This is a genomic window from Metabacillus sp. 22489, assembly GCF_052044855.1.
In the GTDB taxonomy this organism is placed as follows: domain Bacteria; phylum Bacillota; class Bacilli; order Bacillales; family Bacillaceae; genus Metabacillus; species Metabacillus niabensis.
On record NZ_JBQENT010000017.1, the window covers coordinates 29,794 to 44,124 of the forward strand.

Sequence of the window (14,331 nt, forward strand, 5' to 3'; positions counted from 1 at the left end):
CAAACCCTATAGGGGTATAAGAAGGTGAAGTCATGTCACAATCATCAACAAAGGAAACGACTCTTCCTACTCAAGGAATGACCTGTGCAGCATGTGCAGTTCGTATTGAGAAAGGGATTAAGAAAATAGATGGTGTAGAGGATGCAACGGTTAATTTTGCACTAGAGCGTGCTTCGATTACGTATGACCAAAAGGTAGCAAATGTTCAAGACTTTAAGAAAAAGATAAATGATTTAGGGTATGAAGTAATTGAGGAAAAGGCTGAGTTTAATATCCTCGGTATGACTTGTGCAGCATGTGCAACTAGAATTGAAAAAGGCTTAAACAAGCAGGAGGGTGTCACAGATGCAACGGTAAACTTAGCTTTAGAAAGTGCAACAGTGGAATATAATCCTTCTCAAATTAGTAAAAACGATATGATCAAGCTTGTTGAAAAGCTAGGCTATCAGGCAATTTTAAAAGAAGTGGAAAAAGATGAAATTGCAGATCATAAAGCAAAGGAATTAGAAACTCAAAAGGGCAAATTCCTCTTTTCACTGATTTTATCTATTCCGTTATTATGGGCAATGGTGAGTCACTTTGAGTTCACATCATTTATTTATTTACCGGAAATGTTTATGAATCCTTGGGTACAGTTAGCTTTGGCTACACCTGTCCAATTTATTGTCGGAAAACAATTTTATATAGGTGCTTATAAAGCACTTAAAAATAAAAGTGCAAATATGGATGTTCTTGTTGCTTTAGGTACATCTGCAGCCTATTTTTATAGTTTGTATTTAACGATTCTTTCATTAGGATCAAACGATCATATGGTAGAGCTGTATTATGAAACAAGTGCTGTTCTCATTACTTTAATTATTTTAGGAAAGTTATTTGAAGTAAGAGCAAAAGGTCGTTCTTCTGAGGCGATCAAAAAGCTAATGGGTTTACAGGCAAAAACAGCAGTAGTCGTTCGTGATGGAAAGGAAGCAGAAATTTCATTAGATGATGTTATCGTTGGAGATATTGTGCTTGTGAAGCCAGGTGAAAAAATACCTGTCGACGGTATCATTATTGAAGGGCAATCAGCTTTAGATGAATCAATGCTAACAGGAGAAAGCGTGCCGATTGATAAAACAGTAGGGGACAAGGTTATTGGTGCAACAATCAATAAAAATGGCTTTCTCACTATACAAGCAACAAAAGTAGGACGTGATACGGCATTATCACAAATCATTAAGGTTGTCGAAGAGGCGCAAGGTTCGAAGGCGCCAATTCAACGATTAGCAGATCAAATTTCGGGTATATTTGTTCCAATCGTAGTTGGGATAGCATTTATTACATTTTTCATTTGGATTATTTGGATTACTCCGGGACAATTTGCGGAAGCATTAGAAAAGCTAATTGCAGTTTTAGTTATTGCATGTCCTTGCGCATTAGGGTTAGCTACTCCAACTTCAATTATGGCAGGCTCAGGAAGGTCAGCTGAATTTGGGATTCTTTTTAAAGGTGGAGAACATCTTGAAATGACGCACCGTATTACAACGATCCTTTTAGATAAAACTGGAACGGTTACAAATGGAACCCCTACTTTAACAGATGTCATAGTAGAGAATGGCATTGATGAAAACCAGTTTTTAATGCTCGTTGGATCAGCAGAAAAGCAATCAGAACATCCATTAGCTCAGGCAATTGTAGCCGGAATAGAAACAAAAGTCAGCAGCTTCATAAAGCCTGAGGAGTTTGAAGCAATTCCTGGTTACGGAATTCGTGCAAAAATTGATAACAAAGTCGTAGTTGTAGGGACTCGTAAGTTAATGGAGAAGTATGAAATAAATGTTAGTAATACACTTCAAACAATGGAGAAATTGGAGAACGCGGGAAAAACTGCGATGCTAGTTGCAATTAATCAGCAATATGCAGGATTAATCGCAGTAGCAGATACTATAAAGGATTCATCTAAAAAGGCTGTAAATCGTCTAAAGGAAATGGGTCTTGAAGTAATGATGATTACTGGGGATAACAGCCGGACAGCAAAGGCAATTGCAGCTGAGGCAGGAATTGATCAAGTAGTGGCTGAAGTGTTGCCGGAGGAGAAAGTAGAAGAAGTCAAAAAACTTCAAGCAAAAGGGAAAATTGTTGCTATGGTTGGTGATGGTATTAATGATGCTCCTGCTCTTGCCTTAGCAGACATCGGCATGGCAATTGGAACTGGAACAGATATAGCGATGGAAGCAGCGGATATTACACTTATTCGCGGTGATTTAACAAGTATTGCTGATGCTATTTACATGAGCAAAAAAACCATCCGTAATATTAAACAAAATCTATTCTGGGCATTTGCTTATAATGCAATCGGAATTCCAATTGCTGCACTAGGCTTCCTCGCACCATGGTTAGCTGGAGCAGCTATGGCATTTAGTTCAGTTTCAGTCGTTTTAAATGCATTAAGATTACAGAGAGTTAAGCTATAATGTCAAGGAGATGAATGGAATGAAGAAATGGATTGCATCAGCTTTGCTCTATTTGGCTATCGTCATAGCGGGTTATTTTATATATGATTCATTGTTTGTTGATGATCAGAGTGTTTCTGTGCACAATGAGGAAAAGCACTCTGCTACAACAACTAGTAAGCAAACACATAACATTTCAGAGGAAGCTCATGGACAGCATAATGCTGAAAAAGCTGAGAATGAAATCAATGTAGGATTAGCTGAAAACGATCAAAAATTAATAATTACAATGAAAGATAAGTCTGGCAACCCTGTTACAGATCTTGAAGTAAATCATGAGAAGCTTGTTCATCTTATCGTTGTTGATGAACACTTAGAACGTTATGAACATTTACACCCTAAAGAAATAGCACCAGGGACATTTGAAGTATCACATCAATTAAGTGATAGGACATATCGAGCATTTGTTGATATTAAGTCAGCAAGCTTAAAATACAATGTTACCCCTATATCTTTTACTATCGGTAATGAATCAAAGCAGGAGCATGAACATGCTTCATTACAAGCGGATAAGCAATTAGTTCAAACTGTTGATGGACAGAAGGTAACTCTTACTACAACAGATTTAGTGATAAATCAGCCTGTTACACTATCATTTAAAGTACATGAAGCAACACTTGAGCCGTACTTAGGGGCGATGGGACATGTTGTTATTTTAGATGAAAAAGCAGAGCAATATTTACACGTACATCCATTGAAAGAGGATGAAACAGTTTTTGAAACAGAATTTTCACAACCAGGTATTTATAAAATTTGGGCTGAATTTCAGCAGAACGGTAAGGTTACAGTTTACCCGTTCGTGATTGAAGTTAAATAGTATATAAACAGTCTAGTGATCAGGGAAGAAAACCATGTGCGGTTTTCTTCCCTTTTTTATATGTGAATGACTTATCTATAATTGCAAATACTACTGGCATATTCTTATACTCAATTTTATTCATTTACAGAAAGGAAGTGGTAATAATAATATCTTTTAAGTTGTCTGATGACTGACGTGTTAATGAAGCTTTTGAGAGATTGAAAATGGCAATAGTTTAAATAAGAGGTGAACTTATGAATTTATTGTGGGGGATTTTTGGGATTTTGGTTGTACTAGCTCTCGCACTACTTCTATCAAATAATAAAAAGGCGATTCGTATCCGAACGATTTTAGGTGGTCTTGTAATTCAACTTGTCTTTGCATTCATTGTTTTGAAATGGGAAGCGGGAAGAGAAGGGTTAGAATGGTTTTCTGCACGTGTACAAAATATCATCAACTATGCAAATGAAGGAATTAATTTCCTCTTTGGGCCTTTAGGTGCAGGCGGAAAGCTTGGTACTATTTTTGCCTTTCAAATATTAACAATTATTATTTTCTTTTCTTCATTAATCTCAGTATTATACTATCTAGGAATTATGCAATGGTTTATTAAAATCATTGGTGGTGGGTTAGCAAAGCTATTAGGAACATCAAAGACAGAGTCGATGTCAGCTGCCGCAAATATCTTTGTTGGACAGACAGAAGCACCTTTAGTGATTCGTCCATTTTTAGCTACGATGACAAAGTCTGAGCTATTTGCAGTTATGACAGGTGGATTAGCTTCTGTTTCGGGTTCTGTTCTTGTTGGCTATGCCTTATTAGGTGTTCCGCTTGAATACTTACTTGCAGCAAGTTTTATGGCTGCACCAGCAGGATTAATTATGGCGAAAATAGTGATGCCACAAACCGAAAAAGTTGAAGAAGCTGATTTTAAGATGGAAAATGATGAAGAAGCTACAAATGTCATTGATGCTGCTGCAAGAGGGGCTAGTGATGGATTAAAATTAGCGCTTAACGTAGGTGCAATGCTGTTAGCGTTTATTGCCTTAATTGCCTTGGTTAATGGTATTTTGGGAGCTATTGGCGGCATTTTTGGTTATGATGCACTATCACTTGAAGGGATTTTAGGTATTATTTTTTCTCCTATTGCCTTTGCGATTGGAGTACCGTGGTCTGAGGCTATAACAGCAGGAAGCTTTATCGGTCAAAAGCTAGTTCTTAATGAATTCGTTGCATATTCTGCCTTTGCACCGCAAATTGAGCAGCTGTCAGATAAAACTGTCATGATTGTCAGCTTTGCCTTATGTGGCTTTGCAAACTTGAGCTCTATGGCAATTCTTCTTGGAGGCTTAGGGGGTATGGCACCAAATCGTCGTCCAGATATCGCAAAAATGGGATTAAAAGCTGTTGCAGCAGGAACTTTAGCATCTTTATTAAGTGCTGCTATTGCTGGGATGTTTTTATAAAAAGAGGTTAAAATTCATATATAGTAAAGGTGGTCCAGTTTTTTGAAAGAGAAGCTTTGGACCACCTTTTTTGATCATACTTAGTCCATGTTAAAATACTTTAGAAGCTTACATACATAATGGTACAAACCGTGTTACAAATTCGTAGTTAAAACGGTCTAGAATCGGGAGGGGTGGGTTGAGTGATAAACTTGAAACGAGCATACGAAAAGCCGTCAATAGAAGATGGAATGCGGATTCTTGTTGACCGTATTTGGCCAAGAGGTATTTCAAAGCAGGATTTACAAATTGATAAATGGTGGAAGGAAGTTGCGCCGACTACAGAATTAAGAAAGTGGTTTCAGCATGATCCAGGGAAGTTTACCGAATTTAAAGTGAAGTACATGGAAGAGTTAAAAAGTGAAGGAACCCAAAAGGCAAGTTTAAAGGAACTAAAAAAATTTGTAATAGAGCAAAAATCAAGGCCGATCACATTTATTTATGCTGCAAAAAATCAAGAATATAATCATGCGATTATTTTGAAGGAAATAGTAGAAATGGAAGACTGATGTTAAAGCGCATTAGTCTTTTTTTGCTTAAAAATATATGTGTTACCTTAAAAAAGAAGTGGATTTTGATAAAAATGATCTTTTTCATGAACGAATGACAGAGATGAGGCGTCAAATCATTAGAAACAAATAATATTAGGGGGCTTTCATCAATTGGACCAACAAGAAGAAATCATATTGGTTAGGGAAGCTAAAAATGGAAGTGATGAAGCTTTTACACATTTGTTTCAAATGAATTATCAGTTTTTATATAAGTATCTTATTAAACTTACTCTTCAAAAGGATTTAACTGAGGATTTAATTCAAGAAACAATGCTAAAGGCTTATACGAATCTATCAGGCTTCAAAGGCAGCTCTAAATTTTCTACTTGGCTAATTTCAATTGCTTCACGTTTATTTATTGATTACCAACGTAAAAGAAAGAGGGAGAATGTTCGCTTAGAAAAAATTCAGGTAGAAGTGATGGAAAAAATGAAATGGAATCTGATGAGAAAAGGTTATGAATGGTCTAGCCATTTGGATGTTTTCTCCTCAATGGAACCTGAAATTAGAGCGCCAATTTTGTTAAAACATTATTATGGTTTTACTAATGGGGAAATTGCAAAAATGCTTAATTTAAAGGAAGGTACAGTAAAAACCCGTATTCATTACGGACTTAAACGGATACGAAAGGAGTTTGAATCATGAAGGGAAGGAATGATGAAGAGCTTATTTTTGACTTAAAGCAAAGCTTGAAAGATGTAGAAACTGTTTATGAAGTGGAGATACCAGAACACTTTCAGTTAATGAATACTTTAATTGAATATAAGAAGGAAAGAAAAAGGGCCCAAAGACGAGAGCTAATAATATTTATATTCACAGCAATTATTATTTTAGCCTTTTATATGACATTAGCATTTAAATTAACAAGTGTTTTTATGTTGCTGCAAATTTTTACTTTATGTTTTATGCCAATTGCTTTTATTTTTGAGCGGAAACGTAGAAATAAGAGAGAAGAGGTGTCTTTACGTTGATACTAGGTTTAGAAACTTGGGCTTTTATACTGTTAATGACACCAATTTTATTTCTGCAAAGCATCACTCTCTTTTTAGATGCGAGGAGGAAGGGAGCTTCCGCTTGGTTTTGGGGAGTATGGGGGTTGATTCAATTTCCGATGCCGTTGTTGTTTTACTACCTTTTTGTAGTTATACCCTATAGAAAAAACGTAGCTAAAAGGGAGGGGAAATGATGGATATACCATGGGGAATAATAGCTCCACTCATTATATTACAACTCATATTAATGCTTACAGCGATTATAAGTTGTGTGAAAGATGAGAAACCAATCAGTGAAAAGTGGATTTGGGTATTAATCATTGTATGTATCAGTATAATAGGACCTATTCTTTATTTTATTATCGGTCGAAATAGTCAAAGAGATTAAGGGGGAAATCTATTGCTATTAACTGTTGAAGGGTTATCGAAGAGATACAAAACGAATATCGTTGTCGACAATATTGAATTTGATATTCAACCTAATCAATGTGTTGCATTATTGGGACCAAATGGTGCTGGAAAAACTACGACTTTACAAATGCTATCAGGATTATTAAAACCTGATTCAGGGCAAATTACATTTCAAGGATGTAAAAACATCGATCGAACTCAGATTGGCTTTTTACCTCAGTACCCATCCTTCTTTCCGTGGATGACTGCAGTGGAATTTCTCTACTTTGCAGGGAAATTATCGAAAATGGAAAAGGGAAAACTAAAAGATAAAATCAATAATGTCCTACATTTCGTAGATTTACATCATGCAAAAAACAAAAAAATAGGTGGTTTTTCTGGAGGTATGAAACAGAGATTAGGATTGGCACAAGCTTTGATACACGAGCCCAAATTGTTAATCTTAGATGAACCGGTTTCTGCTCTAGATCCAACAGGACGTAGAGATGTCTTGCGTATTTTAGAAGAGTTAAAAAAGAAAACGTCTATTTTGTTTTCAACTCATATTCTTCATGATGCTGAGCAAGTTTGTGATGAAATTATTATGATGAAGGCTGGAAAAGTAAAATGGTCTGGTTCAATAAAGAGATTAAAAGAAAGGACCAGAAATGGCTATTTTTTTCTTAAAACAGAAGGTGATATAAAAAGTTGGCTATCTAAGAAAGATTATATACGTGAAGCAAACTTTTCTAATTCCTCAACTGTAACATTCAAGCTAACGAGCAACCAATACCGTAATTGTTTACTTGAAGACTGTATTAAGCAAGAGATAACAATTATTCACTTTGAAGAGAGAAGCGGTACGCTTGAAGATGCTTATATGGAGGTAATGGGATAATAATGAATACCTTTCAAATTTTATTTAAAAAGGAATGGCTAGAAGCTTGGCGAGATAAAAAACTAATTTGGTTACCTATCGCTATGGCAATCCTGGCAATATCACAACCTATTAGTCTTTATTATATGCCGGAAATTTTAAATGCAGCAGGAAATCTACCGGAAGGGACAATAATTAAGATTCCTGTTCCAACTGGAGAAGAGGTTCTTTCAAGTACTTTATCACAATTTGGAATAATCGGAACTGCAATATTTATCTTAAGTGTCATGGGATGCATATCACAAGAAAGAAAAAGTGGTGTATTACATCTTTTAATGACTAGGCCTGTGGAGTCTATTCATTATATCGGAAGCAAATGGCTAGCAAACGCTGTTATTCTAATCGTATCGTTTATTATTAGCTATGGGTTAGCGTATTATTATACGAATACTTTATTTAATGATGTTCATTTAGAAAGATTTGTTGTGAGTTTAATTATGTATAGTTGTTGGATCATATTCGTGATGACAGTCACAGTATTTATTGGGACAATTTTCAAGAAAAACGGGGAAATTTCGGGTATCACGATTTTTATTGTTGCGATGTTCGTCCTTTGCCAATCACTTTTTCCTAAATATATGGCTTGGAATCCTGCAAGTGCTATGAGCAGTGCTTCAAGTATATTAACAAATGGTAAGTGGGAAAATGAATATTTTATTACATTGGGAAGTTCAGCTTTATTTATCATTGTTCTCCTAGCTTTAACAATGATTCAGTTTAAACGCTATAAAAGTTATTAAACGTTTTATATATTAATTCTAGGCTTCATCCGTTCTAGAACCTAGTTAAAAATAGGAATAGAAGGTAAGAACATCTTCTATTCCTATTTGATTTATGCTGTTCTATTTTAGATTACACCTTGTGCGATCATTGCATCTGCAACTTTTACAAAACCAGCAATATTAGCACCGACAACGAGGTTTCCAGGGTGACCGTATTCGTCAGCAGCCTTTATGCTGTTGCGATAAATGTTTTTCATGATGTCATGTAATTTCGCATCTACTTCCTCAAATGTCCATGAAAGTCTCATACTATTTTGTGACATTTCAAGTGCAGATACAGCAACACCACCTGCGTTGGCAGCTTTTGCTGGTCCGAATAGAACACCGTTGTTAAGGAAAACATCAATTGCTTCTAAAGTCGAAGGCATATTTGCACCTTCACCAATTGCTTTTACTCCGTTTTTCACAAGTGTTTGAGCTGACGCTTCGTCAATTTCATTTTGTGTTGCACATGGAAGCGCAATGTCACAAGGGATTGACCAAATTCCTCCACAACCTTCAACATATTGTGCATCTGGATGCTCTTTCACATATTCACTAATACGTTTTTTCTCAACCTCTTTAAGACGCTTTACAGTATCAAGATTAATTCCGTTTTTATCATAAATATAGCCGTTTGAATCACTACAAGCGACAACCTTAGCTCCTAATTGGTGAGCCTTTTCAATGGCATAAATAGAGACATTACCAGAACCAGAAACAACAACTGTCTTACCGTCAAAGCTTAATCCATTATCCTGTAACATTTCTTGAACAAAATATACTGTTCCATAACCAGTAGCTTCTGTACGTGCAAGGCTTCCACCGTATCCTAGACCTTTACCAGTTAAGACACCAGCTTCAAAGCCACCGCGAATTTTTTTATATTGTCCGAACATAAAGCCAATTTCTCTTGCACCTACTCCAATATCTCCAGCAGGTACGTCTACATCAGGTCCAATATGCTTGCACAGCTCTGTCATAAAGCTTTGTGTAAAGCGCATTACTTCACCGTCAGATTTCCCTTTTGGATCAAAGTCAGAACCACCTTTACCGCCACCAATTGGTTGACCAGTTAGGGAATTTTTGAAAATTTGTTCAAAGCCTAAAAATTTAATAATGCTTGCATTTACAGATGGATGGAAGCGTAATCCACCTTTATAAGGCCCAATTGCACTATTGAACTGAACACGGAAGCCACGGTTTACTTGAACCTTTCCTTGATCATCAACCCAAGGTACTCTAAAAGAAATAACTCTTTCTGGTTCAACGATTCTTTCAAGAATACCATGCTCCATATATTTTGGTTGCTTAGCAAAAATCGGTACTAATGAGTCGAATATTTCCTTTACAGCTTGGTGGAATTCGCTTTCATGTGGGTTTCTCTTTTTAACTGTTTCAAATACAGTATCAACATATTCTCTCGCAGCTTGTAAACCAGTTTGTTGATTTGCGTCCTTTGTCATAATCATGCTATTCACGTCTTCCTTTTCATTATATTTTTCATCGAAACCTAAATCCGAACAAACAATTATCGAAAAATTTTGATAGTATGAATTTTATACTCGAAAAATAATTTAAACAATATCAACATTAGATGATATTAATGCCGAATTGAGAACAATCGAAAAATATGCCTTTGAAACATTATTATAAAAGGGTTTTGCAAGTAGAAAAAATGGATGAATTTATAATTGAATTATTGTTGTGAGGAATTAGAACGGGAAATGTTAGAAAAAAAGCAAAATTAGTATAATATTTTTTGCTTATAGTAATCTTGCGGAAAAAGTTGAATGATGTTACATAATAGGCAAAATAGCGATACTAAATATCACATAATTTGTTGTGTTTCTACTATTATATATAGTGTCTAATTTTGAACGAATTATTTATCCAAAATTAGACACTATTTTGAGGCACCTCTACATTACGATGGTGTAGTTATTTAACCCCTTGCATATAGCTTTGAATTTTTGGTGATACAAAGAAAAGAATGATACTAAGAAGAATAGCGATTCCTCCAATGATCCCAAAGTAGAGCATTTCTGTTTCTGCTGTATAAAATTTAACGATTTGAGCATTGATAGCCTGTGCAGCGGCATTTGATAAGAACCATAGGCTCATTGTCTGTGCTGAAAAGGCAGCTGGTGCAAGCTTGGTTGTTGCTGAAAGTCCGACAGGTGATAAACATAGCTCACCAAGGACAACGATAAAATAGCTTAATACTAACCATAACGGATTAACGAGAGTATGTTCTCCGCCTATATAAGCCGGTACTAAAATAACAATAAATGAGAATCCGGCAAAAAGAAGACCGAGTGAAAACTTCTTAGGTATAGATGGTTGGCGATTACCTAATTTAACCCATAGCCAAGCAAAAACAGGAGCTAAAGTAATAATAAATAATGGGTTTAACGATTGGAACCATGCAGGAGAAATCGTTAATCCCGCAAAATCTAAATCTGTTCGTTTGTCTGCGTAGTGGGCGAGAATAGTTGAACCTTGCTCTTGAATTGCCCAAAACATAACAGATGCAATAAATAATGGAATATAGGCAATAATTCTTGAACGCTCAACGGCAGTTGTTTTTGGGCTGCGATACATAACAATGAAATATATCGTTGGAATTAAAATACCCAATACACCAATAAGGCTTATAAAGGACTTGAATGTTAATAGTCCTAATGGAATTGAAATTGCAATAGCCACTGCAATAATGATGATACCTAAACCGATAATTGAGAATACCTTTTTCTTTTCCCCAGCTGATAAAGGATTAGCTATGTCCTTTCCAGCAAGTCCAAGGTTTTTCTTTTTCGTAAGCATAAAGACAAGTAAACCGACAAACATACCGATTGCTGCAATAGAAAAGCCCAAGTGGAAATTATGCTTTAAGCCAACTTCTCCGACAATTAATGGAGAGATAAAAGCACCTAGGTTTATACCCATATAAAATATGCTAAATCCAGAATCGCGGCGGTTGTCCTCTTCGCTATAAATTTCTCCAACAATACTCGATACATTTGGCTTAAGTAGGCCTGTACCAAGAACGATTAAGACCATTGAGACGAAGAATAGTGACACACTGCCTGGAATCGCAAGCGCGAGATGGCCAAGCATGATCAGTATTCCGCCGTAAAAAACAGAATTTGACGTACCAAGTATACGGTCTGCTAACCAACCTCCGATAATACCGGACATGTAAACTAATGAACCGTAAATTGAGGTGATCGCAAGTGCTGTGCTTTCATCAAAGCCTAAGCCGCCCTTTGAAACTGAATAATACATATAATAAATTAATATAGCCTTCATTCCGTAATATGAAAAACGTTCCCAGAATTCTGTAAAGAACAGAGTGAATAATCCTTTAGGGTGTCCGAAGAATCCTTTTTGTGGGACGCTAGAGACAATTTTCTGCTTGTTGATGTCTGACATCATACAACCTCCTTTTGCTATTATATTATAATACTTTTTATCGCTTTACGTTGTCAAAGTAATAATTTCCAAATAGGTAGTATGAAAGCTGATATATAAGTGAAAATAAGATATATTTTCAAATTTTATTCAAAAATATTCCTATAATTACCTGATTTTTAAATTTTTCCAAAATAGTTAAATAACTCGTGTTTTCTGTAAGATAGGAATGTTGAATGGATAGCTAGAAACTAAGATAAAATAAACGGTAAATAGGAACAAAAAAGCATTGACAATAATAATTGGAAAGTCATAAAATGGAAAAGAATAAATTTAAAAGAAATGGAGGGTTATACAATGAGAAATCGAATGATTCATGACATCTATCAAATTTCATATCAAGTAACCCGTCCAATAACAGTACATAAAAAGTGATAGTTATTATTTAATCCACTTATCTTTACACATGTAGACGCAGGTTACTTGAATCAGTAACGTGCGTTTTATTTATGTCTAAAAATAAGGCATCGTGCGCTTACGCTCGATGCCTTTTCGCGTCTAGTGAAGCGAGAAGAAGCTTTATCAAATGAATATTCCGAGCGAATTGCTCGTTATTATAGATAAAAATGTGAAGGGAGTTTTGATGATGCTAATAGAACAGGTGAGACGGATTGACTTAGATTGGATGAAAGGTGGCTAACTGCACCACGAAAAATTAAAAAACAATAAGGAGGTACTTTTCAATGTTTTCGATTTTTAAAAAGTTAAGCTGGTTTTTCAAAGAGAATTGGAAGAGATATACAATTGCAATTACATTATTAATTATTGTAAGCGTATTAGATATCATTCCGCCGAAAATTATTGGTTTTGCTATAGATGATATTCAATTTGGTCAGATGACAGGGGAAAGACTAGTGCAGCTACTCCTTCTTTTTGGAGGGATTATCGTATCCAGCTATGCCATTACGTACGTATGGATGTATCAGCTTTTTGGTGGAGCGCATTTAATTGAACGAATCCTGAGATATCGATTTATGAGACATTTATTATCAATGACACCTAGCTTTTATGAGAGAAACCGAACAGGTGACTTGATGGCGCGGGCGACGAATGATTTAAAGGCTATTTCCATGACAGCTGGCTTTGGGATTTTAACATTAATAGATTCAACAATTTTTATGATGATTATTATTCTCGTTATGAGTATAACGATCAGCTGGCAGCTTACCCTAGCTGCATTATTACCGTTGCCTATTATGGCTATTGCGATAAATTATTTCGGTAATATGATTCATAAACGGTTTATGAGGGCACAAGATGCCTTTGGTGATTTAAATGATAATGTCCTTGAATCGATTGCTGGTGTTAGGGTTATCCGGGCATACGTACAGGAGAAGGCAGATGAACAGCGATTTAACGATATGACAGAGGATGTATATCAAAAAAATATTGAAGTAGCTAAGGTTGATGCCTTATTTGAACCGACAATTAAAATATTGGTAGGAATTAGTTATGTCATTGGACTTGGTTATGGTGCATATCTTGTTTTCCATCAAGCTATAACGTTAGGTGAATTGGTGAGCTTTAATATCTACTTAGGGATGCTAATTTGGCCTATGAATGCTGTAGGTGAGTTAATTAATATTTTACAGCGCGGAAATGCATCATTAGATCGTGTTAATGAGGTTCTTTCGTATGAACAAGACGTTAAGGACAAAAGTAATCCGGCTCATGTCGAGGTTGCTGAATCAATAGTGTTTTCAAATGTTTCATTTCGTTATCCATCTGCAACAACTGATAATTTGAAAAACATTTCACTACATGTTAATCGAGGAGAGACGATTGGTGTAGTTGGAAAAACAGGAAGTGGGAAATCTACCCTGCTTAAGCAGCTGTTAAGGGAATATCCATTAGGAACTGGAGAAATCCTCATTTCTGATAAATCACTAGAATCTATTAAGATTGAGGATGTTCATTCTTGGATTGGTTACGTTCCACAGGAGCAAATCCTATTTTCCCGATCGATACGAGAGAACTTAAAATTCGGTAAAGAAGAAGTCAGTGAAGCGGAAATCCAGCAAGCCTTAAAGCTAGCTGCCTTTGATTTAACAGTCTTGCCTAAAGGGCTTGACACACTCGTTGGGGAGAAGGGTGTTGCTTTATCAGGAGGGCAAAAACAGCGCATATCTATTGCGAGAGCTCTTATTAAAGATCCGGAAATTTTGCTTTTAGATGATGCGATGTCTGCAGTTGATGGAAAGACTGAGGCAGAAATCATAGAAAACATTCGTAAAGAAAGAGCAGGGAAAACGACATTTATTACAGCTCATCGTTTGTCGGCAATTCAACATGCTGATTGGATAATTGTTTTGGATGAAGGGCAAATCGTTGAAGAAGGGACACACGAGCAACTTCTTGAAAAGGGGAAATGGTATAAAGAGCAATTCGATCGGCAGCAGGCTGAATCATATGGAGAGGTGAGCTAATTGA

13 protein-coding genes are annotated in these 14,331 nt (G+C 35.9%); 11 read left to right on the forward strand and 2 right to left on the reverse strand.

The genetic code is table 11. From position 1 onward, the window contains the following. Positions 1–32: 32 nt before the first annotated feature. The 10 genes from ACTJJ9_RS11970 to ACTJJ9_RS12015 all read left to right on the forward strand — a co-directional run bounded on the left by ACTJJ9_RS11970 (position 33) and on the right by ACTJJ9_RS12015 (position 8,406). Positions 33–2,453 carry a heavy metal translocating P-type ATPase gene (locus ACTJJ9_RS11970; protein WP_145582561.1) on the forward strand — a complete coding sequence of 807 codons (2,421 nt, stop codon included), beginning with the start codon at positions 33–35 and terminating at the stop codon, positions 2,451–2,453. 19 nt (positions 2,454–2,472) lie between these two features. Next, entirely contained in the window at positions 2,473–3,309 is an 837-nt protein-coding gene (locus ACTJJ9_RS11975; protein ID WP_145582562.1) for a hypothetical protein, read from the forward strand. A 236-nt stretch (positions 3,310–3,545) separates the two neighbouring features. Continuing rightward, complete coding sequence (locus ACTJJ9_RS11980) at positions 3,546–4,757, forward strand: NupC/NupG family nucleoside CNT transporter (RefSeq protein WP_440768670.1); 1,212 nt, start codon at positions 3,546–3,548, stop codon at positions 4,755–4,757. A 182-nt stretch (positions 4,758–4,939) separates the two neighbouring features. Further along, entirely contained in the window at positions 4,940–5,305 is a 366-nt protein-coding gene (locus tag ACTJJ9_RS11985) for a DUF488 family protein, N3 subclade (RefSeq protein WP_145582563.1), read from the forward strand. A gap of 153 nt (positions 5,306–5,458) precedes the next feature. Then, positions 5,459–5,992 (forward strand): RNA polymerase sigma factor SigY, encoded by a 534-nt coding sequence (gene sigY, locus ACTJJ9_RS11990; protein ID WP_145582564.1) that lies wholly within the window; start codon positions 5,459–5,461, stop codon positions 5,990–5,992. After that, positions 5,989–6,318: a DUF5345 family protein gene (locus tag ACTJJ9_RS11995; protein ID WP_095300401.1), complete on the forward strand. Its 330-nt coding sequence runs from the start codon at positions 5,989–5,991 to the stop codon at positions 6,316–6,318. The genes sigY and ACTJJ9_RS11995 overlap by 4 nt, the downstream gene beginning before the upstream one ends. A 35-nt stretch (positions 6,319–6,353) precedes the next feature. Continuing rightward, entirely contained in the window at positions 6,354–6,533 is a 180-nt protein-coding gene (locus ACTJJ9_RS12000) for a transcriptional regulator (RefSeq protein WP_095300420.1), read from the forward strand. Further along, positions 6,533–6,727 carry a PLD nuclease N-terminal domain-containing protein gene (locus ACTJJ9_RS12005; RefSeq protein ID WP_095300399.1) on the forward strand — a complete coding sequence of 65 codons (195 nt, stop codon included), beginning with the start codon at positions 6,533–6,535 and terminating at the stop codon, positions 6,725–6,727. Before ACTJJ9_RS12000 ends, ACTJJ9_RS12005 begins: the two co-directional genes overlap by 1 nt. Positions 6,728–6,739: 12 nt before the next feature. Then, a complete protein-coding gene (locus ACTJJ9_RS12010; RefSeq protein ID WP_145582565.1) occupies positions 6,740–7,627 on the forward strand; it encodes an ABC transporter ATP-binding protein in 888 nt (295 codons plus the stop codon). Positions 7,628–7,629: 2 nt separating this feature from the next. Then, complete coding sequence (locus ACTJJ9_RS12015; protein ID WP_095300397.1) at positions 7,630–8,406, forward strand: ABC transporter permease; 777 nt, start codon at positions 7,630–7,632, stop codon at positions 8,404–8,406. A gap of 107 nt (positions 8,407–8,513) precedes the next feature. Here ACTJJ9_RS12015 and gdhA read toward each other — a convergent pair whose 3' ends face one another. Then, positions 8,514–9,893 (reverse strand): NADP-specific glutamate dehydrogenase, encoded by a 1,380-nt coding sequence (gene gdhA / locus ACTJJ9_RS12020; RefSeq protein ID WP_412962639.1) that lies wholly within the window; start codon positions 9,891–9,893, stop codon positions 8,514–8,516. A gap of 475 nt (positions 9,894–10,368) precedes the next feature. Beyond that, a complete protein-coding gene (locus ACTJJ9_RS12025; protein WP_095300393.1) occupies positions 10,369–11,862 on the reverse strand; it encodes a peptide MFS transporter in 1,494 nt (497 codons plus the stop codon). 722 nt (positions 11,863–12,584) lie between these two features. Between ACTJJ9_RS12025 and ACTJJ9_RS12030 the strand changes: the two genes are divergently transcribed. Next, positions 12,585–14,327, forward strand: a complete 1,743-nt coding sequence (locus ACTJJ9_RS12030) for an ABC transporter ATP-binding protein (protein ID WP_095300391.1) — start codon at positions 12,585–12,587, stop codon at positions 14,325–14,327. The last annotated feature ends 4 nt before the right edge of the window (positions 14,328–14,331 follow it).